Annotated in this window: 19 protein-coding genes; 15 read left to right on the top strand and 4 right to left on the bottom strand. The window is 73.2% G+C overall.

What is annotated here, in order from left to right:
- Positions 1-72: 72 nt before the first annotated feature.
- Positions 73-1,164: a DUF3048 domain-containing protein gene (locus tag AAEM63_RS03165; protein ID WP_341360239.1), complete on the top strand. Its 1,092-nt coding sequence runs from the start codon at positions 73-75 to the stop codon at positions 1,162-1,164.
- Between the two features lie 105 nt (positions 1,165-1,269).
- Here AAEM63_RS03165 and AAEM63_RS03170 read toward each other — a convergent pair whose 3' ends face one another.
- From AAEM63_RS03170 to AAEM63_RS03180, 3 genes are all read right to left on the bottom strand, one after another.
- Positions 1,270-1,485, bottom strand: a complete 216-nt coding sequence (locus AAEM63_RS03170) for a hypothetical protein (RefSeq protein ID WP_341360240.1) — start codon at positions 1,483-1,485, stop codon at positions 1,270-1,272.
- Between the two features lie 173 nt (positions 1,486-1,658).
- Positions 1,659-2,642 (bottom strand): 1,4-dihydroxy-2-naphthoyl-CoA synthase, encoded by a 984-nt coding sequence (locus tag AAEM63_RS03175; RefSeq protein WP_341360241.1) that lies wholly within the window; start codon positions 2,640-2,642, stop codon positions 1,659-1,661.
- 119 nt (positions 2,643-2,761) lie between these two features.
- Positions 2,762-3,637, bottom strand: coding sequence for a hypothetical protein (locus AAEM63_RS03180; protein ID WP_341360242.1), 876 nt, complete (start codon positions 3,635-3,637; stop codon positions 2,762-2,764).
- 1,006 nt (positions 3,638-4,643) lie between these two features.
- Here AAEM63_RS03180 and AAEM63_RS03185 point away from each other — a divergent pair.
- From AAEM63_RS03185 to AAEM63_RS03195, 3 genes are all read left to right on the top strand, one after another.
- Complete coding sequence (locus AAEM63_RS03185) at positions 4,644-5,615, top strand: o-succinylbenzoate synthase (RefSeq protein WP_341360243.1); 972 nt, start codon at positions 4,644-4,646, stop codon at positions 5,613-5,615.
- Between the two features lie 5 nt (positions 5,616-5,620).
- A complete protein-coding gene (gene menD / locus AAEM63_RS03190; RefSeq protein WP_341361295.1) occupies positions 5,621-7,411 on the top strand; it encodes a 2-succinyl-5-enolpyruvyl-6-hydroxy-3-cyclohexene-1-carboxylic-acid synthase in 1,791 nt (596 codons plus the stop codon).
- Between the two features lie 189 nt (positions 7,412-7,600).
- Positions 7,601-9,166, top strand: coding sequence for a trypsin-like peptidase domain-containing protein (locus AAEM63_RS03195; RefSeq protein ID WP_341360244.1), 1,566 nt, complete (start codon positions 7,601-7,603; stop codon positions 9,164-9,166).
- A 63-nt stretch (positions 9,167-9,229) separates the two neighbouring features.
- On the opposite strand, the gene AAEM63_RS03200 is transcribed toward AAEM63_RS03195, so the two are convergent.
- Positions 9,230-10,729, bottom strand: a complete 1,500-nt coding sequence (locus tag AAEM63_RS03200) for an isochorismate synthase (protein WP_341360245.1) — start codon at positions 10,727-10,729, stop codon at positions 9,230-9,232.
- 53 nt (positions 10,730-10,782) lie between these two features.
- Between AAEM63_RS03200 and AAEM63_RS03205 the strand changes: the two genes are divergently transcribed.
- From AAEM63_RS03205 to nuoI, 11 genes are all read left to right on the top strand, one after another.
- Positions 10,783-11,478, top strand: coding sequence for a demethylmenaquinone methyltransferase (locus tag AAEM63_RS03205; protein ID WP_341360246.1), 696 nt, complete (start codon positions 10,783-10,785; stop codon positions 11,476-11,478).
- A gap of 207 nt (positions 11,479-11,685) precedes the next feature.
- On the top strand, positions 11,686-12,990 hold the full coding sequence (locus AAEM63_RS03210; RefSeq protein ID WP_341360247.1) for a geranylgeranyl reductase family protein: 1,305 nt from the start codon (positions 11,686-11,688) through the stop codon (positions 12,988-12,990).
- 115 nt (positions 12,991-13,105) lie between these two features.
- Complete coding sequence (locus AAEM63_RS03215) at positions 13,106-13,468, top strand: NADH-quinone oxidoreductase subunit A (protein ID WP_123917001.1); 363 nt, start codon at positions 13,106-13,108, stop codon at positions 13,466-13,468.
- Between the two features lie 10 nt (positions 13,469-13,478).
- Positions 13,479-14,033, top strand: coding sequence for an NADH-quinone oxidoreductase subunit B family protein (locus tag AAEM63_RS03220; protein WP_341360248.1), 555 nt, complete (start codon positions 13,479-13,481; stop codon positions 14,031-14,033).
- Between the two features lie 113 nt (positions 14,034-14,146).
- Positions 14,147-14,839 carry an NADH-quinone oxidoreductase subunit C gene (locus AAEM63_RS03225; protein WP_341361296.1) on the top strand — a complete coding sequence of 231 codons (693 nt, stop codon included), beginning with the start codon at positions 14,147-14,149 and terminating at the stop codon, positions 14,837-14,839.
- Positions 14,839-16,185 (top strand): NADH-quinone oxidoreductase subunit D, encoded by a 1,347-nt coding sequence (locus AAEM63_RS03230; protein ID WP_341360249.1) that lies wholly within the window; start codon positions 14,839-14,841, stop codon positions 16,183-16,185. The genes AAEM63_RS03225 and AAEM63_RS03230 overlap by 1 nt, the downstream gene beginning before the upstream one ends.
- Positions 16,185-17,030: an NADH-quinone oxidoreductase subunit NuoE gene (gene nuoE, locus AAEM63_RS03235; protein ID WP_341360250.1), complete on the top strand. Its 846-nt coding sequence runs from the start codon at positions 16,185-16,187 to the stop codon at positions 17,028-17,030. The genes AAEM63_RS03230 and nuoE overlap by 1 nt, the downstream gene beginning before the upstream one ends.
- Positions 17,027-18,352 carry an NADH-quinone oxidoreductase subunit NuoF gene (nuoF, locus tag AAEM63_RS03240; RefSeq protein ID WP_341360251.1) on the top strand — a complete coding sequence of 442 codons (1,326 nt, stop codon included), beginning with the start codon at positions 17,027-17,029 and terminating at the stop codon, positions 18,350-18,352. The genes nuoE and nuoF overlap by 4 nt, the downstream gene beginning before the upstream one ends.
- Positions 18,349-20,979 (top strand): NADH-quinone oxidoreductase subunit G, encoded by a 2,631-nt coding sequence (locus tag AAEM63_RS03245; RefSeq protein WP_341360252.1) that lies wholly within the window; start codon positions 18,349-18,351, stop codon positions 20,977-20,979. Before nuoF ends, AAEM63_RS03245 begins: the two co-directional genes overlap by 4 nt.
- The gene (nuoH, locus tag AAEM63_RS03250; RefSeq protein ID WP_341360253.1) at positions 20,976-22,334 is read left to right on the top strand and encodes an NADH-quinone oxidoreductase subunit NuoH; all 1,359 of its coding nucleotides are present in this window, start codon (positions 20,976-20,978) and stop codon (positions 22,332-22,334) included. The genes AAEM63_RS03245 and nuoH overlap by 4 nt, the downstream gene beginning before the upstream one ends.
- Positions 22,327-23,037 (top strand): NADH-quinone oxidoreductase subunit NuoI, encoded by a 711-nt coding sequence (gene nuoI, locus AAEM63_RS03255; RefSeq protein ID WP_341360254.1) that lies wholly within the window; start codon positions 22,327-22,329, stop codon positions 23,035-23,037. The genes nuoH and nuoI overlap by 8 nt, the downstream gene beginning before the upstream one ends.
- Positions 23,038-23,042 lie beyond the last annotated feature (5 nt).

The raw sequence follows: 23,042 nt of genomic DNA on the forward strand, positions 1-23,042 counted from the left end.
AGCCTAGGTCCGACGACTAGCCTGGAGCCGGACCTGGCGGGAGCGGGATCCGACCAGGCGGAGGAGCAGCACATGTGGGGCACGACGCGCGGGCGGGCAGTGCGCCGATCCCGGTTGCTCGTCGTCGCGGCGCTCGTCACGTCCGTGGCGGCATGCACGACCTCGACCCCGCCGACGGCACCGGAGCCGGCTCCGACGACAGCATCGCCCACACCGCTGCCCAGCTGGTCGGCCGGTTCGAAGGACCGGCTGCCGCCCGTCCCGCCCTCCTGGCCGCTGACCGGCCGGGCCGACGAGATCGAGCCCCGCCCCGCGCTGAGCATCAAGGTCGAGAACCACGCCGCGGCTCGGCCGCAGTCCGGCCTCGAGGACGCGGACGTCGTCTGGGAGGAGCTCGTCGAGGGCGGCCTCACCCGGTTCAACGCGGTCTACCACTCGGTGGTCCCCGACGTCGTCGGACCGATCCGGTCGGTCCGCCCCATGGATGCCGCCATCTCGGGTCCCTACGGCGGGCTGCTGGTGTTCTCCGGCGGTCAGGAGCAGTACATCGAGATGGTGCGCGACGTGGGCCTGCAGCTCGTCATCGACGACGATGACGACCCGGGCTTCTTCCGGAGCACCGACCGCGTCATCCCGCACAACCTCTACGGCAGCGGCGCGGACTTCCTCGACCAGGCCGACGGCGACCACTCGGAGCCGCCCGACCGCCAGCTCCGCTTCGCCGACGACCTGGCCACCGCGAGCGCCGTTGCCGACGGGGCGGCGGCGAGCCGTCTGGACCTGTCCTTCCCCAGCACCTCACCCGGCTGGGAGTGGGCTCCGGCCGGCGACGGGGCGTGGCGGCGGGAGGAGTTCGGACTCCCGCAGTCCTCCGCCGACGGCGATCCCTTGCTCGCCGTCAACGTCGTCGTGCTCCGCGTCCAGGTCGTGATGACGGGGGCGCGCGACGCGGCCGGGGCGCCCGTGCCGGAGACCATCCTGGAGGGCGAGGGGCCCGCGCTGCTCGCGACCGGAGGGAAGGTGGTGGAGGGCTCCTGGGCCAAGGATGGCGCTCTGGAGTCGCTCCGCCTGCTGAGCGAGGACGGTGAGGACCTCCTCCTCGCGCCGGGCAACACCTGGATCGAGCTGGTGCCGGTCGACGACGGCGCGGTCAGCTACGGCTGATCCGCCGACGTCGTGGGGGACGGGTCGAGCTCCGGCGTCGTGAACCAGGGTTGGGAGCCGGCGTCCTGAACCAGGGTTGGGAGCCGGCGTCGTGACGCGGCTTCCTCAGGGACGGCCGTGGTCCCAGTCGCTCCGGGTGCCGAGGGTGCGTCCCCGCGCCTTGTCGGCCGCGAGGATGCCGTGCTTCACGGCCGTGCGGATGACCCAGTAGCTGATCAGCAGGCCCAGCAACGCCGGGATGACGATCACGAGGAGGGACGCTAGCCCGAGCCAGTCGGTCGCGGCGGGCAGGAGCGGGTCCGAGGAACCCAGCAGAACCATTGACGCTGCCCTTCGGCCGAGAACGAGGAACGAGGAACGAGGAACGAGCGTGAGCCTAGTTGTCGGCGGATCGTTCGTCCGGGAGTTCGGGGTATCCCGGTCCCGGTCCCGACGTGGTCGCGATCCGGGCCCCGTCGTGGCGGCGATCCCGGGAGTCAGGGCGTGTACCGGTGTCAGTAGTAGTACGGGAACGCTGACCAGTCGGGCTCGCGCCGCTCGAGGAACGCGTCGCGGCCCTCCACCGCCTCGTCGGTCATGTAGGCCATGCGGGTGGCCTCCCCGGCGAAGACCTGCTGACCCGCCAGGCCGTCGTCGGCGAGGTTGAAGGCGAACTTCAGCATCCGGATCGCCTGGGGCGACTTCGTCGCCACGACTCGTGCGTACTCCAGCGCGAGCCCCTCGAGATCCTCGTGATCGGCAACCTCGTTGACCACGCCCCACCGCTCGGCGTCCTCGGCGGAGTACTCGCGGGCGAGGAAGAAGATCTCGCGGGCGCGCTTGTCGCCGATCTGGCGCGCGAGGAGGGCCGAGCCGTAGCCGGCGTCGAAGGACCCGACGTTGGCGTCGGTCTGCTTGAACCGCGCGTGCTGACGGGAGGCGATGGAGAGGTCGGCGACGACGTTGAGGCTGTGGCCCCCGCCGGCCGCCCAGCCGTTGACGGCTGCGATCACGACCTTCGGCATGGTCCGGATGAGCCGCTGGACCTCGAGGATGTGCAGGCGACCCGCCCGAGCCGGGTCGATCTGCTCGCGGCGCCGCTCCGTCGGGGCCTCGTCGTCGGCGCCCTCGGTCTCGTAGCGGTACCCGTCCCGGCCCCGGATGCGCTGGTCCCCGCCCGAGCAGAAGGACCACACCGCGTCCTTCGGGCTCGGTCCGTTCCCGGTGAGGATGACGGCCGCGACGTCAGAAGTCATCCGGGCGTGGTCGAGGGCGCGGTAGAGCTCGTCGACGGTGTGCGGGCGGAAGGCGTTGCGCACCTCGGGGCGGTCGAACGCGATCCGCACGGCGGGCAGGTCCCGCTCGGTGGTCAACCCGTCCGGCGTCGTCGTCCGCTCCACCGCCCGGTGGTACGTGATGTCGGTGAGGTCGAAGCCCTCGACGTCGCGCCACAGGGTGGGGTCGAACGTCTCGGACACTCGCTGGGGAAGATCGCTCACGCCGTCACCCTAATCCGGGCCCGACCAGCACCTCGGCACCGGGCCACCGACACCTCGGTCGTCGGTACGAGCGGGCGGGTCGGTGGGTGGGTGGGATTGTGAGCTCGGCCGGGCGGTCGTCAGTACGGCGGGGGGTCGTCGTAGCGCACTCGTCCGGGCGGGACGGGGACCGCGTCGCGGTCGGAGGTGTCCGTCACCCAGCCCAGGTAGGTGGTGGTCCCGTCCACCTCCCGCCGGTACGTGTGACCGGTGGTGCGGGAGATCCACTCGAAGATCCCGCCTGGTAGCTGCCGGACCCAGAAGTACCCCAGCGTCTTGAGCTCGTGGTCGATCTCGCAGCCGGGACCGAGGTTGGTGAGCGCGGTCGACCCTCCCTGGGAGAAGGGCCTGTTGTGGTCGAGCTGGCAGCCGCCGGCCCGGGCGGAGCAGCCCGGTCGGAAGCACGTCCGGTCCCTGGCACGAACGATCCGCGCGAGATCGGCGGGCACCCGGTACCGGCTCTGCCCCACGTCCAGCACCACCCCGCTGAGCGGGTCGGTGACGAGGCGTCGCCACGTCCCTCCGAGGGCGAGCGCCCGGGCGGTGACGGCGTCGATCGGCCCGTGACCGTCGAGATCGGCCGGCTCGTCACCCCCGAGGAGGGTGCTCAGCGGGACGGTCACGTTGATCTGCACAGGCACGCCGCCCACCGCGGCGAGCCGCACGCCCGGAGGCAGGGACGCACCGCCGTCGAGAGCGCCGAGGTCGTCCTCCCTCGCACCGTCGTCGTCCGCCATCGCCGACGGATCGGCAGATCGTCCGGGCTCCGGTAGCGGGAGGGCAGGCTGGACCGGGATCTGGCCGAACCAGCCGGTCCGCAGGGCATCGGTCCCGACACCGGTCAGCAGGTCGGCCCGCAGCTGGTCGATGGTGCGCTTGTCCCCGGCGGCGCGCAGCGAGCGCGCGGCGGAGTCGAGCGCGAGATCGAGGGCGACTCCGTCCGCCGCCGGCGCCACGAGGTAGGTTGCCCACCATGCCGTCCGGCAGTGGGCGGGGGTGGGTGATGCAGCGGCGGGCCCTCGCCGCCTGGTGCCGTTGCTGGGCGCCGTGGGGGTCGAGGCGCAGGAGGGCGTCGGTGAGGTCGTTCTGGAGCTGCCGGTGCGTGCGACGTCCGGCCCGGGGTAGCACCTCGTCCTCGACCGCAGCGGTGAGCGGGAACGCCTTGCCGTCCAGGGCCGTGGCGATGATCTCCGCCTTGCGCTGGTCGATCTGCCCACGTTCGAGCGCCTGCCCGGTCGCGCACAGCTGTCCCTCGAGCAGCACTCCGGTGCGGACGATGACCCCGGCCGCCGGGCGCGACATGCCCAGACGCATGCAGAGCTCCGTCGCGGCCACGGGAAGCCGGTTGCCCTTGCTGTCGCGGTGCAGGTTGCCCGCCGCGCCGTACTTCTCCTCGATCTTGCGCTCGAGAGAGGCCGCCGCGCGACCACGGCGTGCTTCGGCGAAGGACACCACCGCGGACCACAGCTCGACAGCGTCGACGAGGGCCGCCTCACCGAGCTCATCGGGATCGATCAGCTCGAGGGCCAACGCAAGGCTGAGTCCTCTCAGCTCGCGCGCGTGCCTGAGCGGATCGGAGCTGGGGTCGGCCGTCACGTCGCCTGTGGCGACGGCGGGGTCGGTCGTGGCGACCACGGCGGGATCGGCGCCGACCTCGTCGGAGGTCGTCCGAGGTTCCGGTCCGGGCGCCGGTGCCTCGTCCGACTCGGCGATCCCCTCAGGCATCAACAGTGCCCAGAGAGCCGACTCGAGGTTGCTGAACAGCTTGGGGTCCCGTAGGGGGAACACCACCTCCATCCGGAGGTCGGCCGTCGCCGGATGGAGCGTGTAGCTGCTCCGGAACGGCGGTGCTGCGGCGTCGTCGAACATGGGTGCGACTCTAGGGTGGGGGTCTGACATCGGACGGGGCCACGACCGCGGGTGCGGCGGATGGTCGGCCCGGGCCCTCCTATTGTGGCCACCATGCGTGCCCTGCTCACCGCCGACCCCGTGGTGTGGTCGACCCCGCTCCGAACCCGCTTCCGCGGTCTCGACGTCCGCGACGGCGTGCTGGTCCGGGGGGACGCGGGCTGGGGCGAGATCTCCCCGTTCTGGGACTACGGCGCCGAGGAGTCCGCCGTGTGGCTGCGGGCCGGGCTCGAGGCGGCCGAGGAGGGGTGGCCCGCCCCCGTGCGGACGAGCATTCCCGTCAATGTGACGGTGCCGGCCGTCGGGCCCGAGGCGGCAGCCCGGATCGTCCGTCACTCCGGCGGGTGCACGACGGCGAAGGTCAAGGTCGCCGAGCCCGGTCAGACCGTGGCGCAGGAGGAGGCCCGGCTGGAGGCGGTCCGCGACGCCCTCGGACCCGGCGGCCGGATCCGGATCGACGCCAACGGGGCGTGGGACGTCGAGACGGCCCTGGACCGTCTCGGCCGTCTCGACCGCGCCGCGGGCGGCCTGGAGTACGTCGAGCAGCCGTGCCCGACCGTCGACGAGCTGGCCGCCGTCCGGCGCCGCACGGACGTCCCGGTGGCGGCGGACGAGTCGATCCGCCGCGCCGAGGACCCCCTCGAGGTGCGAAGGCTGGCGGCGGCGGACATCGTCGTCCTCAAGGTCCAGCCCCTCGGCGGGGTTCGTGCGTGCCTCCGGCTCGCCGAGCAGGTCGGACTGCCCGTGGTGGTCAGCTCCGCGCTGGAGAGCTCGGTCGGCATCGCGGCGGGTCTCGCGCTCGCGGCGGCCCTGCCCGAGCTGCCCTACGCCTGCGGGCTGGCCACGGTCCACCTCCTCGAGCGGGACACGGTCGAGGAGCCGCTGCTGCCTGTCGACGGCGCGATCACCGTCCGTCGCCCCGAGCCGACGGAGCGGTCCCTCGCAGCGGTCCGCGCCTCCGACGCGACGTCAGCCCGGTGGTCCGAGCGCCTCGACGCCATGGTGACGGCGGGGGAGCGGGCTTGAGCGCCGTGGAGCCCTCGACCGGGACGGCACGCGAGCTCGTCACCGCACTCGTGGCCGGCGGCGTGCACGACGTCGTCCTGTCCCCGGGCTCGCGGAGCGCGCCGCTCGCCTACGCCCTGCAGTCGGCGGCCCGCGCCGGCTGGCTGACCCTGCACGTGCGGATCGACGAGCGCTCCGCCGGGTTCGTCGCTCTCGGGCTGGCACGTTCGGGCCCCGCGGCGCGGGACGGCCGGCGAGGCGCGAGCGGCCCCGGCCGGACGGGCACAGATGTTGCGGCGCAGGACGGCGGCTCAGATCCGGGGTTGCGCCCGGTCGCCGTCGTCACGACGTCGGGCACGGCGGTGGCCAACCTCCATCCCGCGGTCCTCGAGGCCGCGCACGCGCACGTGCCGCTCGTCGTCGTGAGCGCCGACCGCCCCCACGAGATGCGCGGGACGGGAGCGAACCAGACCACCGACCAGGTGGGGATCTTCGCCGGTGCCCCCCGGTACTCGGCCGACATCCCTGCCGGGACGCCCGGCGGGTCCCTGCTGACGCAGGTGGTCACCCGTGCTCTCGCCGCAGCCACCGGCGCCCGGAGCAACGACCCCGGACCCGTCCACCTCAACGTCGCGCTGCGGGACCCGCTCGCACCCGCGGCCCCGTGGGTGCCGGGCCCGGCGCCGGCAGCGCGCCGTGTCGTGGCCCCGGTCGGACCGCCCCCCGCCACCGAGCTCTCCGCCGGGCCGCGGACGGTCGTCCTCGCCGGGGACGGCGCGGGACCCGGCGCCCGGGTCCTCGCCGAGGAGGCCGGCTGGCCGCTGCTGGCCGAGCCCAGCTCCGGTGCCCGCTCGGGGCGCAACGCGGTCGGTCCCTACCGGCTCCTCCTGGACGAGGCGCGGCTGGGCCGAGCGATCGAGCGGGTGGTCGTCATGGGCCACCCCACGCTCTCCCGGCCCGTGAGCAGGCTCCTGGCCAGGGACGACGTGGAGGTCGTCGTCGTCGCACCCGCCGGGGCCTGGACCGACGTCGCAGGCACGGCGACGACGGTCGTCGGCGGCGTGCGCACACGCGCGGAGCTCGCGGGCACGTCCGGGGCGCTCGCGGGAACGACGGGCGCCCCCGCCGCGGCCGAGGAGTGGCTCGGTCGGTGGCAGCGCGCGGGTGAGCTCGCGCAGGCCGCCGTCGACGCCCTGCTCGACGACACCCGCCAGGTCGACGGACTGGTGCTGGCGCAGGCGGTGGCCGTGGCCTCGGACGCTCCCGGAGCCCCGCTGCTCGTCCTCGGCTCGTCCAACACCATCCGCGACGTCGACCTGGTCGCCCGCCCCTGGGACGGTCCGGTCGTGCCGCTCGCGAACCGCGGACTCGCCGGCATCGACGGGACCGTCTCGACGGCGACCGGCCTCGCGCTCGGCACCGGACGGCCCGTGCGTGCGGTGATGGGTGACCTCACCTTCCTCCACGACGCCGGGGGCCTCCTGCGCGGCACCCTCGAGGCCGAGGTGGATCTCCAGGTCGTCGTGCTCAACGACGGCGGAGGCGGGATCTTCAGCACGCTCGAGCACGGCGCGCCGGGGCGGGCGGGGGAGTTCGAGCGGATCTTCGGCACGCCGCAGCACGCCGACCTCGCCGCGCTCGCCGCCGGGTACGGCGCTGCCCACTCCCTCGTCGGGAGCACGCGGGAGCTGGGCCAGGTGCTGCGTGCGCCGGTCCGTGGTCGTTCGGTGGTGGAGGTCCGGACCTCGCGCGCCCACCTGCGTGACCGGCGTGCGGCGGTCGCCGAGGCGGTCCGGGCGGCGATCGCGACGCTCTGACACGGACCGCGTCGGTCTCATCCGGTCGCGACGGTCTGACCAGACCGCGTCGGTCTGATCCGGTCGCGACGGCCCGATCCCGCCGCGGCCGCGGCCCGGCGGTGCATGCAGGGAACTCCCAGGTTCTGCCAAGGCACCGGCAAGGTCGAGGCGTTCTCATGGTCCCGGACGAAACGAGACGGAGGAACCATGAGCAACGACGAGCGCACCCCGGCCCGACCGGAGGACCAGCCCCGATGGACCGCACCGAACCGCGAGAACGGCTGGACCGCCGAGCGCCCGCCCGCGCCCGCCGACGGCGCCGAGGCGCCCTTCGGGTACGAGCGCGCGGCGCGCCCCTGGCGTGACGGCCCGGACACCGTCGACGGCTCCACCACGCAGTACGGCGGCCAGGCCCACGCCCCGGGTGACACGCACCAGGGCGCCGCGCCGTACGGCGCCCCGCAGTACGGCGGGCACCCGTACGGGACGCCGCAGCGCGGCGGCCAGCCGTACGGGGGAACCCCCCCGTACACCGGCCAGCCCTACGGCGCCAGCCACGGGATCCCGGCTGCCTTCGGCGGCGGCGGGAACGCCGCACGGCCGGGCGACCCGGCCCGGCCGGGTGACCCCGGACGGCGCGGCGCCCGCCGGCCCGGCTGGGGCGCCCTCGTCGGCACCGCGGCCGCTACCGCGCTCGTGGTCAGCCTCGGCACGGCGGGGATCACCGGTGCGTTCGACGAGGAGGCGGCCCCGGCCGCGAGCACCTCCGTGACTGACAGCGCCGCCCGGGGGGAGCCGGTCGTGACGTCGACGACGGACGACCCGGACTGGGCGAACGTGGCAGCCGCCGTCCGTCCCAGCGTGGTCGCCATCGACGTGCGGACGGTCTCCGGGGAGGGTGCGGGCTCCGGCGTCGTGCTGGACGAGGAGGGGCACATCCTCACCAACGACCACGTCGTCGGGGACGCCGTCGACGGCGGCATCGTCGTCACCCTCGCCGACGGGCGCATGTACGAGGCGGAGATCGCGGGCCTCGACGAGTCCACGGACCTCGCCGTCATCACCCTCACCGACCCGCCGGACGACCTGGCGCCGGCCACCCTGGGCGACTCCGACGAGGTCGTCGTCGGTGACCCGGTCGTCGCGGTCGGCAACCCGCTCGGGCTCAGCTCCACGGTCACGACCGGCATCGTCTCGGCCCTGGACCGGCCCGTGACGACGAGCGAGCAGTCCCAGCAGCCCGGTCAGCAGGGCACGACCGTGGTGACGAACGCCATCCAGGTCGACGCCGCGATCAACCCCGGCAACTCCGGCGGCCCGCTCTTCGACGCCACGGGTCGGGTCATCGGGATCAACAGCTCGATCGCCGCGATGTCCGGCGCCGCCGGCGGCTCCTCCGGCAGCATCGGGCTCGGCTTCGCCATCCCGGTCAACCTGGCCCGGCAGGTCTCCGACCAGCTCATCGCCAACGGCGTGGCCGAGCACGCCTACCTCGGCGTGTCGATGTCGGACGGCACGGCAAGCGCCGGCGAGGTGACCCGCACGGGCGCACGGGTCGAGACCGTCCAGCCGAGCACGCCGGCCGAGTCGGCCGGACTGCAGGTCGGGGACGTCATCACCGCGATCGACGGCGACCCCGTCGGTGGCGCCGAGTCCCTCACCGGTTACATCCGTCAGTACGCCAGCGGCGACGACGTCACGCTCACCGTCGTCCGCGACGGCGAGGAGACCGAGGTCAGCGCCACGCTCGCCACCCGCGAGGACCAGCTCTGATCCGAGGGGCCCGGCGCGCGACGCGTCGGGCCCCCCAGCCCAGGGGGCGAGGGTGCGCGCGTGTCACGGGCGGGGTGCGCCGGTCTGGGCGAGCGCCTCGCGCATGGGCTGGAGCTTCGCCTCGGACTCGGCCAGCTCGGCGGCCGGGTCGGAGGCCGCCACCACCCCGCAGCCGGCGAACAGGCGGATCCGGCGGGGATCGTCGGCGGCGATCTCGCCCGAGCGCAGCCCGATGCCCCACTCGCCGTCGCCGTCGGCCCCGATCCAGCCCACGGGCCCCGCGTAGCGCCCACGGTCCATCTGCTCCGCCTCGGCGAGGACGGCCAGCGCCGCGGGTGTCGGTGTCCCGCCCACCGCGGCGGTGGGGTGGAGCGCCGCGGCGAGCGCGAGCGAGGACGGCCCCGACCCGCCCGGGGTGTGGGTCCGGTAGGTGCTCGGATGGCCGAGGGCCCCGTCGACGACGCCGGTGACGTCGCTGGCCAGGTGCATGACGTTGGGCAGGTGGAGGACGAACGGCGCCTCGGGCACGTTGATGCTCGCGCAGTACGGCCGCAGCGCCCGCACCAACGAGGCGACGGCGAGCTCGTGCTCCTCGAGGTCCTTCGACGACCGGGCGAGCTCGGCGGCGCGCCGCAGGTCGTCGGCGTCGTCCCCCGTGCGCCGGATCGTGCCGGCGAGCACCCGGCAGGCGGCCAGGCCCTTCTCCCGCCGCACGAGCAGCTCCGGCGTCGCCCCGACGAGCCGGTCGACGCTGAACGTCCAGCAGCCGGGATACCCCTCGGCGAGCCTCGTGAGCAGGTGGCGCACGTCGAGCGGCCGCTCGGTGGTGGCGACGACGTCGCGCGCCATGACGACCTTGACGACCTCACCGGCCCTGATCCGTGCGATGACGCCGGCGACGGCGGCCGACCACTCCCGTGCGCTCAGCGCACCGTCGGCGTAGCGCACCTCGCCGGGGGACGTGACGGGCGCGGGCGACGGCGTGCGCGCGGTGGCGGCGACGGAGGCGGGACCGAGACCGAGGTCGTCGAGGCCGAGGTCGTCCACGCCGGAGTGCTCGACGCCGAGGTGCTCGACGCCGGGCTGCTCGACGCCGGGCTGCTCGACGCCGAGCTCGTCGGCGCCCGGCTCGTCGCCCGCGGCACCCCGGACCGTCGTCAGCCAGCTCCGGCCCTCGCGGCGACCGAGCACGACCTCGGGCACCACGAGCACCCCGCCGGCCGGGGACCCTGCCGAGAAGGCGAAGGAGCCGAAGGCGACCGGGCCCGTGCCGGGCAGCCGGACGCCGTCCTCGACGGTCATCGCCGAGACGGCTGCGACCCACGCCCGGTCGGCCGCGGCGATGCGGTCCGCGCCGGACGTCTCGATCCGCAGCGCCTCGCCCCAGCCCACCACTCCCTCGCCGCGCCGGACCCAGGAGAAGGTGAGCGCGGGGTCGGCGTGGGGCAGGGCGGCCAGGAGGTCCCCGACGTCGTCGATCTCGACGGTCCGCACGAACAGCTCGCGCGCCGCGGGGACGGCGCCGGGCTCGGGCGGGAGGGGGCGGGGGTCGGTCGTGATCATCGCCCGCAACTCTAGGCTCCGGCGTGCGGGCGTGCCGATGGGATGATGTGCGCATGAGCCGAGCCAGCTTGGAGAAGAAGCCCCGTGAGGTCGCGGGCATGTTCGACGGCGTCGCCGCGCGCTACGACCTCACCAACGACGTCCTCTCCCTCGGGCAGGACCGGATCTGGCGGGTCGCGACGCGCAAGGCGGTCGGCGCGCGCCCGGGGGACCGGGTGCTGGACCTGGCCGCCGGCACGGGCACCTCGTCGGAGGAGTACGCCGACCGCGGGATCGACGTCGTCCCCTGCGACTTCTCGACCGGGATGATGGCCGTGGGCAAGCGCCGGCGCCCGGACCTGCCCTTCGTCGCCGGCGACGCGACGGCGCTGCCCTTCGCCGACGAGAGCTTCGACGCCGTCACCATCTCCTTCGGGCTGCGCAACGTCGTCGACACCGACCGTGCGCTGCGCGAGATGCTCCGCGTCACCCGGCCGGGCGGGCGCCTGGTCATCTGCGAGTTCTCCCGGCCGACCTTCACGCCCTTCCGGGCGGTGTACCACGGGTACCTCACCCAGGCGCTGCCGCGGGTGGCGTCCCTGGTGTCCTCCAACGCCGACGCCTACACCTACCTGGCCGAGTCGATCGTCAGCTGGCCGGACCAGGTGGAGCTCGGCGGCATCATGCGGCGCGCCGGCTGGCACGACGTCGCCTACCGCAACCTCTCCGGCGGGATCGTCGCGCTGCACCGGGCGACGAGGCCGGCCTGACGGGAGGTCGCCCTACCGAGCGGCCCGTGACACCGAAGACTTCGTCAGGGACAGCCGGACAGAATCTTCGGCCAGCACGAGACCGGCGGCCACGCGGGCCCGCCGACCGGGCCCGAACTAAGGACGACCTAACAAGACGGGTGCCGACGTGATTTGTAGACTCGAGCAGTACGGGCCGCTCTGGCCCCCGAAGCTTTTCCTGGAGCGATGACGGTGGGATCTGGCATGTCCGAGGCGGACGCCGACGTCATCGTCGTAGGCGCCGGCCCCGGTGGGTCGGCCACCGCGCACTACCTCGCCCAGACCGGGCTCGAGGTGCTCCTGCTGGAGAAGGGCACGTTCCCGCGCGACAAGGTCTGCGGCGACGGCCTGACCCCCCGCGCGGTCGCCGAGCTCATCCGCATGGGCGTGCCGACGCCCGAGGACGAGGGCTGGATCCGGAACTGGGGCCTGCGGACCTACGGCGCCGGGTACCGCCTTGAGCTGCCCTGGCCCGAGCTCGCCGAGATGCCGGCCTACGGCCTCGCCCGCTCCCGGATGAACCTCGACGAGACCCTCGCCCGCCACGCCGTTGCCTCCGGCGCGACGCTCCGCGAGGGCATGTCCGTCACGGGCCCGGTCCGTCACGAGCGCTCCGGCCGGATCCTGGGCGTCACGGCCCGCCCGGTCGACGCCGCCGGACGGCGCAGCGGCGACGAGGTCACCCTGCGTGCCCCGCTGGTCGTCGACGCCGGCGGCGTCTCGGCCCGCCTGGCCACCTCGATGGGCGTCGAGAAGAACATGAACCGCCCCATGGGGGTGGCCGTGCGCACCTACTTCCGCTCGCCGCGGCACGACGACCCGATGATGGAGTCGCACCTGGAGCTGTGGGACGGCAAGCCGGGCGAGTCCAACCTCATGCCCGGGTACGGGTGGGTCTTCGCCCTCGGCGACGGCACCGTCAACGTCGGCCTGGGCTCCCTCTCCTCGACGGCGCGGCCCACCGGGCTGGACTACAAGACGATGTTCCGCACGTGGATGGAGAACGCGCCGGCCGAGTGGGAGCTGACGCCGGAGAACCAGATCGGCGACCTGCGCAGCGCCGCGCTGCCGATGGCGTTCAACCGCAAGCCGCACTACACCCAGGGGCTCCTCCTGGTGGGGGACTCCGGCGGCATGGTCTCGCCGTTCAACGGCGAGGGGATCGCCTACGCCATGCAGGCCGGGCGCATCGCGGCCGACGTCATGTCCCAGGCCCTGGCCCGGAGCTCGGGGTACGCGCTGGAGAAGACCCTGCGCACCTACCCCAAGATCCTCGCCGAGGAGCTCGGCGGCTACTACAGCCTCGGCCAGGTCTTCGCCCGGATCATCGAGCACCCCGAGATCATGCGGATCTGCGTGCGGTACGGTCTGCCCCGGCCGGTCCTCATGCGGTTCGTCATGAAGCTCCTCTCGGACGGCTTCGACCGCCGCGACGGGGACTGGATGGACCGGCTCATCACGGCGCTGACGAAGATCGCCCCCGCGTCATGACCGACCGCACCGACACCCTGGGAATGCACAGGACCAAGGTCCCAGGTTCGAACCCCTACGCTGAGAATGTCCGTTACCGGCAGGCGCCGACGGCACGCACGACCGTGGAGGCATCATGACGAACCCGTACGTCCCGCTGCTCATCATGATGGCGGTGGCGGCAGCGATGGCTCTCGGGGGCCTCGGCGCGAGCGCGGTCATCGGGCCCAAGCGGTACAACCGGGCCAAGGTGGCCAACTACGAGTGCGGCGTGGACCCCACGCCCCGGGCGCCCAGCGCCGGCCGCTTCCCGGTGAAGTACTACCTGGTCGCCATGACCTTCATCATCTTCGACATCGAGGTGGTCTTCCTCTACCCGTGGGCGGTGGCGTTCAACGAGCTCGCCACCTTCGGGCTGGTGGCCATGCTCGGCTTCATCTTCCTGATCACGGTGCCGTACGTGTACGAGTGGCGCCGCGGCGGGCTCGAGTGGGACTGAGGTAGGACTGATGGGTATCGAGGAGAAGGCACCGGCGGGCTTCATGCTCGGCTCGGTGGAGAAGATCGTCGGCCTCGCGCGCAAGAGCTCCATGTGGCCCGTGACGATGGGCCTGGCGTGCTGCGCGATCGAGATGATGGCCACCGGCACGCCCCGCTTCGACATCTCCCGCTTCGGCATGGAGGTCTTCCGCGCCTCCCCGCGCCACGCGGACCTCATGATCGTCTCCGGCCGCGTCAGCCAGAAGATGGCCCCGATCGTGCGCAACGTCTACGACCAGATGCCCGAGCCCAAGTGGGTCATCTCCATGGGGGTCTGCGCCTCCTCGGGCGGGATGTTCAACAACTACGCGATCGTCCAGGGCGTCGACCACATCGTCCCGGTCGACATCTACCTCCCCGGCTGCCCGCCCCGGCCCGAGATGCTGCTCAACGCCATCCTCGCGCTGCACGAGCAGGTCCGGAACTCCCCGCTCGGCGTCAACCGCGTGGAGGCGGCCCGCAAGGCCGAGGAGGCCGCCCTGGCCGCCTCCCCGACCCACCGGATGAAGGGACTGCTGGCGTGAGCGAGCGCAACGACGACAAGCAGTCGGCCGCCGACGCCGCCAAGCCCGGCAACGCCACCGCCGGCATCGGGCAGTCCTCGACCGCGGCCGCCCTCGAGGGCGGGGCGCAGAACATCCCGGCCGGCCCGCTCGGCGGGCGCACCCAGCTCGAGGTCGTCGCCACCCGGCACGGCATGTTCGGCGCGGGGGAGATGGGGGACACCTCCGGCTTCGGCGGGCTCGTCACCACCGTCGCCCTGCCGCCCGCGTCCGAGCGGCCCTACGGCGGCTGGTTCGACGAGGCCGTCGATGTCCTCGTCGAGCTCCTCGCCGAGCAGGGTCTCGACCCCGACGCCGTCATCGAGCGGGTCGTCGTCGACCGCGGCGAGCTCACCCTCTTCATCGCCCGCGAGCACCTCGTCACGGTCTGCCGCAACCTCCGCGACGACCAGGACCTGCGCTTCGAGCTGTGCCTGGGCGTCTCGGGCGTGAACTACCCCGGCGACGTCGGCCGCGAGCTCCACGCCGTCTACCACCTCATGTCGGTGACCCACCGCCACAACCTCCGGCTCGAGGTCGCGGCCCCCGACGCCGACCCGCACGTCCCCTCCGTCATCGACGTCTACCCCGGCAACGACTGGCACGAGCGCGAGACGTGGGACCTCATGGGCATCGTCTTCGACGGGCACCCCGCCCTCGCCCGCACCGCCCTGCCCGACGACTGGGTAGGCCACCCGCAGCGCAAGGACTACCCGCTCGGCGGCATCCCCGTCGAGTACAAGGGTGCCGTCGTCCCGCCGCCCGACACCCGGAGGTCGTACAGCTGATGTCCGCGTCCACCACCCGCCCCACCGCCGCCGGCCCCGCCGGCGAGGCGCCGGGCGCGCCGGAGTTCGTCGCCGAGGGCGGCGACTGGGCCGAGATCGCCGCCGAGGCCGAGCGCCTGGGCGAGGAGCGCATCGTCGTCAACATGGGCCCGGTGCACCCGTCCACCCACGGCGTGCTCCGGCTCATCCTCGAGCTCGACGGCGAGACGGTCCGCGAGCTGCGCGTCGGCACCGGGTACCTGCACACCGGTATCGAGAAGAACATGGAGTACCGCACCTGGACCCAGGGCGTGACGTTCTGCACCCGCATGGACTACGTCGCCCCGTTCTACCAGGAGGTCGCCTACTGCCTCGGGGTCGAGAAGCTCCTGGGCATCACCGACCAGGTCCCCGCCCGCGCCACCCTCATCCGGGTCCTGCTCATGGAGCTCAACCGGATCGCCTCGCACCTCGTGGCCATCGGCACCGGCGGCAACGAGCTCGGCGCGACGACGATGATGACCGTGGCCTTCCGCGGCCGCGAGGACATCCTGCGCATCTTCGAGCGCATCACCGGCCTGCGGATGAACCACGCCTACATCCGGCCGGCCGGCGTCGCCCAGGACCTGCCCCCGGGTACCACCGACTACGTCCGCGAGCTGCTGCCGAACATCCGCCTCTCCGTCAAGGAGCTGCAGGACCTGACGGTGGAGAACCCGCTGTTCAAGCTGCGCCAGCAGAAGATCGGCTACATCTCCCTGGCGGGGTCCATGGCCCTGGGCCTGACCGGGCCCTGCCTGCGCGCCGCCGGCCTGCCGCTCGACCTGCGCAAGGACCAGCCGTACTGCGGCTACGAGACCTTCGACTTCGACGTCCCGGTCCGCGACTACTCCGACCCGTACAACCGCACGATGGTCCGGTTCGAGGAGTGCTACGAGTCCATCAAGATCGTCGTCCAGGCGCTCGACCGCCTCGACGCCACGCCGGGCCCGGTCATGGTGGCCGACAAGAAGGTCGCCTGGCCCGCCCAGCTCTCCATCGGCAGCGACGGCCAGGGCAACTCCCCGGAGCACATCAAGGAGATCATGGGGACCTCCATGGAGTCCCTCATCCACCACTTCAAGCTCGTGACCGAGGGCTTCCGGGTCCCGGCCGGGCAGGTGTTCCAGCAGGTCGAGCACGCCAAGGGCATCCTGGGCGTCCACCTCGTCTCCGACGGCGGCACCCGCCCGTGGCGGGCGCACTTCCGGGACCCCTCCTTCGCCAACCTCCAGTCCACGGCGATGATGTGCGAGGGCGGCCAGCTGGCCGACGTCGTCGTCACCCTCGCCTCCATCGACCCCGTCCTGGGAGGGGTGGACCGCTGATGAGCGAGTCGTTCGCACCCGAGGCCGACGCGCGCCTGCGCTCCGAGGCCGCCGAGCTGATCTCGCGCTACCCGGACTCCCGGTCGGCGCTGCTGCCCCTGCTGCACCTCGTGCAGTCCGAGGACGGCTACGTCTCCCCGCGCGGCATCGCGCTGTGCGCGGAGCTGCTCGACCTCTCCCGCGCCGAGGTCTCGGCCGTGGCGACGTTCTACAGCCAGTACAAGCGTCACCCCAACGGTGAGTACACCGTGGGGGTGTGCACCAACGCGCTGTGCGCCGTCATGGGCGGCGACATCATCTGGGAGCGGCTCTCCGAGCACCTCGGCGTGGGCCACGACGAGACCACGGCGGACGGCCGGATCACCCTCGAGCAGGTCGAGTGCAACGCGGCCTGCGACTACGCCCCGGTGGTCATGGTCAACTGGGAGTTCTTCGACAACCAGACGCCGACGTCGGCGGTCGACCTCGTCGACCAGATCGCGGCCGGCCGGCCCGTGCGCCCCACCCGCGGGGCGGACACGGTCGCCACCTTCAAGGAGGTCGAGCACGTCCTCGCCGGGTTCGAGGACGGCCGCGCCGACGAGGGCGTGGGCGCCGGGGAGGCCAGCCTCCTCGGGCTGCGCATCGCGCGCGACAACGGCTGGACCGCACCGCGCGTCGTCGCCGACGGCGAGGCCGGGGCCGGCGGGGACTCGCAGGTGCCCACGGAGTCGGCGCAGGCCGCGGACGACATCACCTCGCCGCCCGTCGGCGAGGAGGGCTCCAGCGCCGACCGGCAGCCGGTCACCGAGCGCGACGTCTCCCCCGAGACGGTCCGCGACGAGCACAAGGGGAATGTCGAATGAGCCTCACCGAGCCGGGCCGGCTCACCCCGGTCCTCACCGACATCTGGGACGCCGAGCGGTCCTGGAAGCTCGACACCTACCGTGACCGCGGCGGCTACGAGGGCTGGCGCACGGCCCTGACGATGGCCCCCGAGGACGTCGTCGGCGTCGTCAAGGACTCGGGCCTGCGCGGCCGCGGCGGCGCCGGGTTCCCCACGGGGCTGAAGTGGTCGTTCCTGCCCAAGCCCGACGGCGGTCCCCGCTACCTCGTGGTCAACGCCGACGAGTCCGAGCCGGGCACCTGCAAGGACGTCCCGCTCATGATGGCCAACCCCCACTCGCTCATCGAGGGCATGGCCATCACCTCCTACGCCATCGGCGGCAACGTCGCCTTCATCTACCTGCGCGGCGAGGTCGTCCACGTCTACCGCCGGCTCATGGCCGCGGTGCGCGAGGCCCGCGAGGCGGGCCTCATCGGCAAGGGCCTGGGCCCGAACGGCGACTACGACCTCGAGATCGTCGTCCACGCCGGTGCCGGGGCCTACATCTGCGGCGAGGAGACCGCCCTGCTCGACTCCCTCGAGGGTCGGCGCGGCCAGCCCCGCCTCAAGCCCCCGTTCCCGGCCGTCGCGGGCCTGTACGCCCGCCCGACCGTGGTGAACAACGTCGAGTCCATCGCCTCCGTGCCAGGAATCCTCGCCCACGGCAAGGACTGGTTCAGCTCGATGGGCACGCCCAAGAGCACCGGCCACGGCATCTTCTCCGTCTCCGGGCACGTGAAGAACCCCGGCCAGTTCGAGGTCCCGTTCGGCATCACGATGCGCGAGCTCATCGAGCTCGCGGGCGGCATGCGTGAGGGCCGGACGCTGAAGTTCTGGACCCCGGGCGGGTCCTCGACCCCGATCTTCACCGAGGCCGAGCTCGACGTCCCCCTCGACTACGAGGCCGTCGGGGCGGCGGGCTCCATGCTCGGGACCCGGGCGCTCATGGTCTTCGACGACACCACCTCCGTGGTGCGCGTCATCGCCCGGTGGACCGACTTCTACCAGCACGAGTCCTGCGGGAAGTGCACGCCCTGCCGCGAGGGCACCTACTGGATGAAGCAGGTCATGCACCGGCTCGAGGCCGGCAAGGGCCTGCCGAGCGACGTCGACCTCCTCCTCGACGTGGCGGGCAACATCGCGGGGCGCTCCTTCTGCGCCCTCGGCGACGCCTCCGCGACCCCCATCCAGAGCGGGATCAAGCACTTCCGCGCCGAGTTCGAGGCCGGGACGCACACGCCCGCCTGGGAGCTCTTCCCCTACGAGGCCTCCGCCCTCTTCAGCGAAGCAGGTGTCCGATGACAGCCACGACCGACCGCCCCACGACCGAGGCCGTGGAGCTGCTGACGGTCACGATCGACGGCGTGGAGGTCCAGGTGCCCAAGGGCACCCTCATCATCCGCGCCGCCGAGCGCGCCGGGATCCAGATCCCGCGCTTCTGCGACCACCCGCTGCTCAAGCCTGCCGGGGCGTGCCGCCAGTGCCTCGTCGACGTGGCGATGCCCGACCGCGAGGGCAACGTCAAGCCGATGCCCAAGCCCCAGACCTCCTGCACGATGGAGGTCGCCCCCGGGATGGTGGTGGCCACCCAGCACACCTCCGAGGTCGCCGACAAGGCCCAGCACGGGATCATGGAGTTCCTCCTGATCAACCACCCGCTGGACTGCCCGGTCTGCGACAAGGGAGGCGAGTGCCCCCTGCAGAACCAGGCGATGAGCAACGGCCGCTCCGCGACCCGGTTCGTCGACATCAAGCGGACCTTCCCCAAGCCGCTGAAGATCTCGACCCAGGTCCTCCTCGACCGGGACCGCTGCATCCTGTGCCAGCGGTGCACCCGCTTCTCCGCCGAGATCGCCGGCGACCCCTTCATCGCCCTCCAGGGCCGCGGCGGCGGCGCCCCCGGCCGGGAGCGGCACGCCATCAACGGCTCGCAGATCGGCACCTTCGACTCCAAGGTCCTGGGCATCGCCGACGACGAGGACGTCCCCGTGGTCCGCGCGGCGGACCTCACCGGTCCCGACGGCGAGGCCGGCGTGGTCGGCTCGCTGTCCTCCGGGCCGCTCGGCGTGGCGGAGGCCGACAGCTCGGGCCGCCCGTTCGCCTCGTACTTCTCCGGCAACACCATCCAGATCTGCCCCGTCGGGGCGCTGACCTCGGCGAGCTACCGCTTCCGGGCCCGCCCCTTCGACCTCGTCTCGATCGCCTCCGTGGCCGAGCACGACGCCGGCGGCTCCGACATCCGCGTCGACCACCGCCGCGGCACGGTCGTGCGCCGGCTCGCCGGCAACGACCCCGAGGTCAACGAGGAGTGGATCACCGACAAGGACCGCTTCGCCTACACGTGGCAGAGCGCCCCGGACCGCCTCACCCTCCCGCTCGTGCGGGAGGAGGAGACCGGTGAGCTCGTGCCCACGAGCTGGTCCGAGGCCCTGGACATCGCCGCGACCGCGCTGGCCGCGGCCCGCGCCGACGGCGGGGTGGGCCTGCTCCCGGGCGGGCGCCTCACCCTCGAGGACTCCTACGCCTGGTCGAAGTTCGCCCGGGTCGCCCTGGGCACCAACGACGTCGACCACCGCTCGCGGGTGCACTCGGCGGAGGAGGCGCAGTTCCTCGCCCAGCACGTCGCCGGACGCGGCCTGGGCGTGACGTTCGGCGACCTCGAGCGCGCCGGGCAGGTCCTCCTCGTCGGCCTCGAGCCCGAGGAGGAGTCCGGCACGATCTTCCTGCGGCTGCGCAAGGGGATGCTCGCCGGCACCGTCAAGGTCGCCACGATCGCGCCCTTCGCCACCCGCGGGGCCACCAAGATGCGCGCCCAGCTCGTCACCGCGGCCCCGGGCACCGAGCCGGAGGTCGTCGACGCCGTGCGCGCCGCCTCCTCCGAGCCCGAGCTCGCCGAGCTCGCCACCCGGCTGGCGGCCCCCGGCGCCGTCATCCTCGTCGGTGAGCGCGCCGCCGCCGTCCGCGGCACCCTCACCGCCGTCGTCGCCCTGGCCGAGCGCACCGGCGCCCGGCTCGCCTGGGTCCCGCGCCGCGCCGGTGAGGTCGGCGCCGTCGAGGCCGGCCTGCTGCCCGGGCTCCTGCCCGCCGGACGCCAGGTCGCCGACGCCGGCGCCCGGGTCGACGCCGGCGCCGTCTGGGGTGTCGAGCAGCTGCCCGGCCAGCCCGGCCGCGACGTCACCGGCATCCTGCGCGCCGCCCGCGAGGGGGCGCTCAAGGCGCTCGTCGTCGGCGGCGTCGAGCCGCTCGACCTGCCCGACCCGGCCCTGGCCCGCGAGGCCCTCGCCGCCGCCGGGTTCGTCCTCCAGCTCGAGGTGCGCCGCTCCGAGGTCACCGAGCACGCCGACGTCGTCCTGCCCGTCGCGCCGCCGGTGGAGAAGGCCGGCACGTTCGTCAGCTGGGAGGGCCGCCGCCGGCCGTTCGGCCAGGTGCTGGTCTCCCGGTCGATGTCGGACCGTCAGGTCCTGCAGAGCCTCGCCGCCGAGATGGGCGTGGACCTGCGCGTGGGCGACCTCACGGCCCTGCACGCCGAGCTCGCCGAGCTCTCCGGCTGGGAGGGCGCCCGCCCCGGCGCCCCCGAGGTGGCCCCCGCCGCCCTGCCCGCGCCCGGCACGGGCGAGGCGGTCCTGGCCACCTGGAAGCTCCAGCTCGACTCCGGACGCCTCCAGGACGGCGAGCCGCACCTCGCCGGCACCGCCCACCGGCCGGTCGCCCGGGTCTCCGCGACGACCGCCGCGGGTCTCGGCCTGGCCGAGGGCGCCCCGCTGACCGTCACCGGTCCCACGGGGAGCATCACCCTGCCCGTCTCGATCACCACGATGCCCGAGCACGTGGTGTGGCTGCCGCAGAACTCGCCCGGCTCCAGCGTCCACGCCATGCTCGGCGCGGGCGCCGGCGCGGTCGTCACGCTCTCGGCCAAGGAGGACCGATGACCACCCTGCTGCCGGCCACCGCCGCGCTGCCCTCAGCGGACTTCAGCCAGGACACCTGGTGGATCGTCCTGCTCAAGGCGGTCTTCATCCTCGTGTTCCTCCTGCTGTCGGTGCTCCTGGCCCTGTGGGTCGAGCGCCGCGGGCTGGGCCGGATGCAGACCCGCCCCGGACCGAACGTGCACGGCCCCCTCGGCCTGCTCCAGGCCGTCGGTGACGCGCTCAAGCTGGTCCTCAAGGAGGACTTCACGATCAAGGGCGCGGACAAGATCGTCTTCGTCCTGGCGCCCTTCATCGCGGCGTTCTCCTCGTTCATGGTCTACGCCGTGCTGCCGTTCGGGCCGGCGGTGTCGATCTTCGGCATCACCACCCCGCTCCAGCTCACCGACATCCCCGTCGCGGTCCTGTACATCCTGGCCATCACCTCCTTCGGGGTGTACGGCCTGGTGCTGGGCGGCTGGTCGTCGAACTCGACCTACCCGCTGCTGGGCTCGGTGCGCTCCTCGGCCCAGGTCATCTCCTACGAGCTGAGCATGGGCCTGTCGCTGGTCAGCGTCTTCCTCGTCTCCGGCTCGATGTCGACCTCGCAGATCGTCGACGCCCAGACCCAGCTGTGGTGGGTCGTCGCCCTGCTGCCCGCGTTCGTCGTCTACTACATCTCCATGGTCGGGGAGGTCAACCGCCTCCCGTTCGACCTGCCCGAGGCCGAGGGCGAGCTCGTCGCCGGCCACATGGTCGAGTACACGTCGATGAAGTTCGCGTGGTTCTTCCTCGCCGAGTACATCAACATGTTCAACGTCTCCGGCGTCGCGGTGACCCTGTTCCTCGGCGGCTGGCGCGCCCCGTGGCCCCTGTCGACCCTGGGCGACGGCGTCCTCAACACCGGCTGGTGGCCGATGCTGTGGTTCGTCGCCAAGGTCTGGGTGGTCATGTTCACGATGATCTGGATCCGCGGCACGCTCCTGCGCCTGCGCTACGACCAGTTCATGAAGCTGGGCTGGAAGGTCCTCATCCCCGTCGCGCTGGTGTGGCTCGTCCTCGTCGCCGTCGTCCAGGGCGTGCGCCAGTTCACCGACACCGACCTCACGACGATGCTGCTGTGGATCGCCGGGGTCTTCGCCGTGCTCATGGTGGTGCTGCTGGTGTGGCCCGCCCGCAAGGACGAGGAGCCCGTGGAGGTGGCGCCGGCCACGCGCGCCGACATCGTCCCCGGCTCCAGCGACTTCGACGCGTTCGCCGGCGGCTACCCCGTCCCGCCGATGCCCGGCCAGGTGCTCCCGCCCTCGCCGCGGCGCGCCCGGCGCGAGGCCGCCGCCATGGCCGCACAGACCCAGGAGAAGGAGGGCCACGATGGCTGAGGACACCACCGGCGGCGCGCTCGGTCGCCGCGACCGGCGCCGCGGCGAGGTCGCCAAGTTCGACCCGGCGGCGCTCGGACCGGCGCAGAAGGGCCCGGTGGGGCAGTTCTTCGCCCCGGTCGCGGGCTTCGGCGTGACCATCTCCTCGATGTTCCGGCCGATCGTCACGGAGCAGTACCCCTTCGAGAAGGTGCCCACCCAGCCGCGCTACCACGGTCGTCACCAGCTCAACCGCTACGCCGACGGCCTGGAGAAGTGCATCGGGTGCGAGCTGTGCGCCTGGGCGTGCCCCGCCGACGCGATCTACGTCGAGGCCGGCAACAACACCCCCGACGCCCAGTTCTCGCCGGGGGAGCGGTACGGCCGCGTCTACCAGATCAACTACCTGCGGTGCATCTTCTGCGGGCTGTGCATCGAGGCGTGCCCTACCCGGGCGCTGACGATGACCAACGAGTACGAGCTCGCCGGGCCCACCCGGGAGGGCCTCATCTACGAGAAGCAGGACCTCCTCGCCCCCATGCTCGAGGGGATGCTGGCCGCGCCGCACCCCATGGCCGAGGGCACCGACGACGACGACTACTACCGCGGCGAGATCACCGGACCGACCGAGGACCAGGTCGCCTGGGTGCGCGAGCGGCGCGCCGGCGACCCCACCCTCGGCACGGCCCGCGTCGCCTCGCCCGTGGGGGGGAGCACCAAGTGACCACC

Source organism: Georgenia sp. M64 (assembly GCF_038049925.1).
Taxonomy (GTDB): domain Bacteria; phylum Actinomycetota; class Actinomycetes; order Actinomycetales; family Actinomycetaceae; genus Georgenia.

What these genes read in the sequence shown, in the direction of transcription:
- nuoI (WP_341360254.1), top strand. Translation starts at nt 22,327, where the DNA reads ATGGCTGAGGACACCACCGGCGGCGCGCTCGGTCGCCGCGACCGGCGC.
- AAEM63_RS03210 (WP_341360247.1), top strand. Translation starts at nt 11,686, where the DNA reads ATGACGGTGGGATCTGGCATGTCCGAGGCGGACGCCGACGTCATCGTC.
- AAEM63_RS03215 (WP_123917001.1), top strand. Translation starts at nt 13,106, where the DNA reads ATGACGAACCCGTACGTCCCGCTGCTCATCATGATGGCGGTGGCGGCA.
- AAEM63_RS03245 (WP_341360252.1), top strand. Translation starts at nt 18,349, where the DNA reads ATGACAGCCACGACCGACCGCCCCACGACCGAGGCCGTGGAGCTGCTG.
- AAEM63_RS03165 (WP_341360239.1), top strand. Translation starts at nt 73, where the DNA reads ATGTGGGGCACGACGCGCGGGCGGGCAGTGCGCCGATCCCGGTTGCTC.
- AAEM63_RS03195 (WP_341360244.1), top strand. Translation starts at nt 7,601, where the DNA reads ATGAGCAACGACGAGCGCACCCCGGCCCGACCGGAGGACCAGCCCCGA.
- nuoH (WP_341360253.1), top strand. Translation starts at nt 20,976, where the DNA reads ATGACCACCCTGCTGCCGGCCACCGCCGCGCTGCCCTCAGCGGACTTC.
- AAEM63_RS03185 (WP_341360243.1), top strand. Translation starts at nt 4,644, where the DNA reads ATGCGTGCCCTGCTCACCGCCGACCCCGTGGTGTGGTCGACCCCGCTC.
- AAEM63_RS03170 (WP_341360240.1), bottom strand. Translation starts at nt 1,485, where the DNA reads ATGGTTCTGCTGGGTTCCTCGGACCCGCTCCTGCCCGCCGCGACCGAC.
- AAEM63_RS03230 (WP_341360249.1), top strand. Translation starts at nt 14,839, where the DNA reads ATGTCCGCGTCCACCACCCGCCCCACCGCCGCCGGCCCCGCCGGCGAG.
- AAEM63_RS03205 (WP_341360246.1), top strand. Translation starts at nt 10,783, where the DNA reads ATGAGCCGAGCCAGCTTGGAGAAGAAGCCCCGTGAGGTCGCGGGCATG.
- AAEM63_RS03200 (WP_341360245.1), bottom strand. Translation starts at nt 10,729, where the DNA reads ATGATCACGACCGACCCCCGCCCCCTCCCGCCCGAGCCCGGCGCCGTC.
- AAEM63_RS03220 (WP_341360248.1), top strand. Translation starts at nt 13,479, where the DNA reads ATGGGTATCGAGGAGAAGGCACCGGCGGGCTTCATGCTCGGCTCGGTG.
- nuoF (WP_341360251.1), top strand. Translation starts at nt 17,027, where the DNA reads ATGAGCCTCACCGAGCCGGGCCGGCTCACCCCGGTCCTCACCGACATC.
- nuoE (WP_341360250.1), top strand. Translation starts at nt 16,185, where the DNA reads ATGAGCGAGTCGTTCGCACCCGAGGCCGACGCGCGCCTGCGCTCCGAG.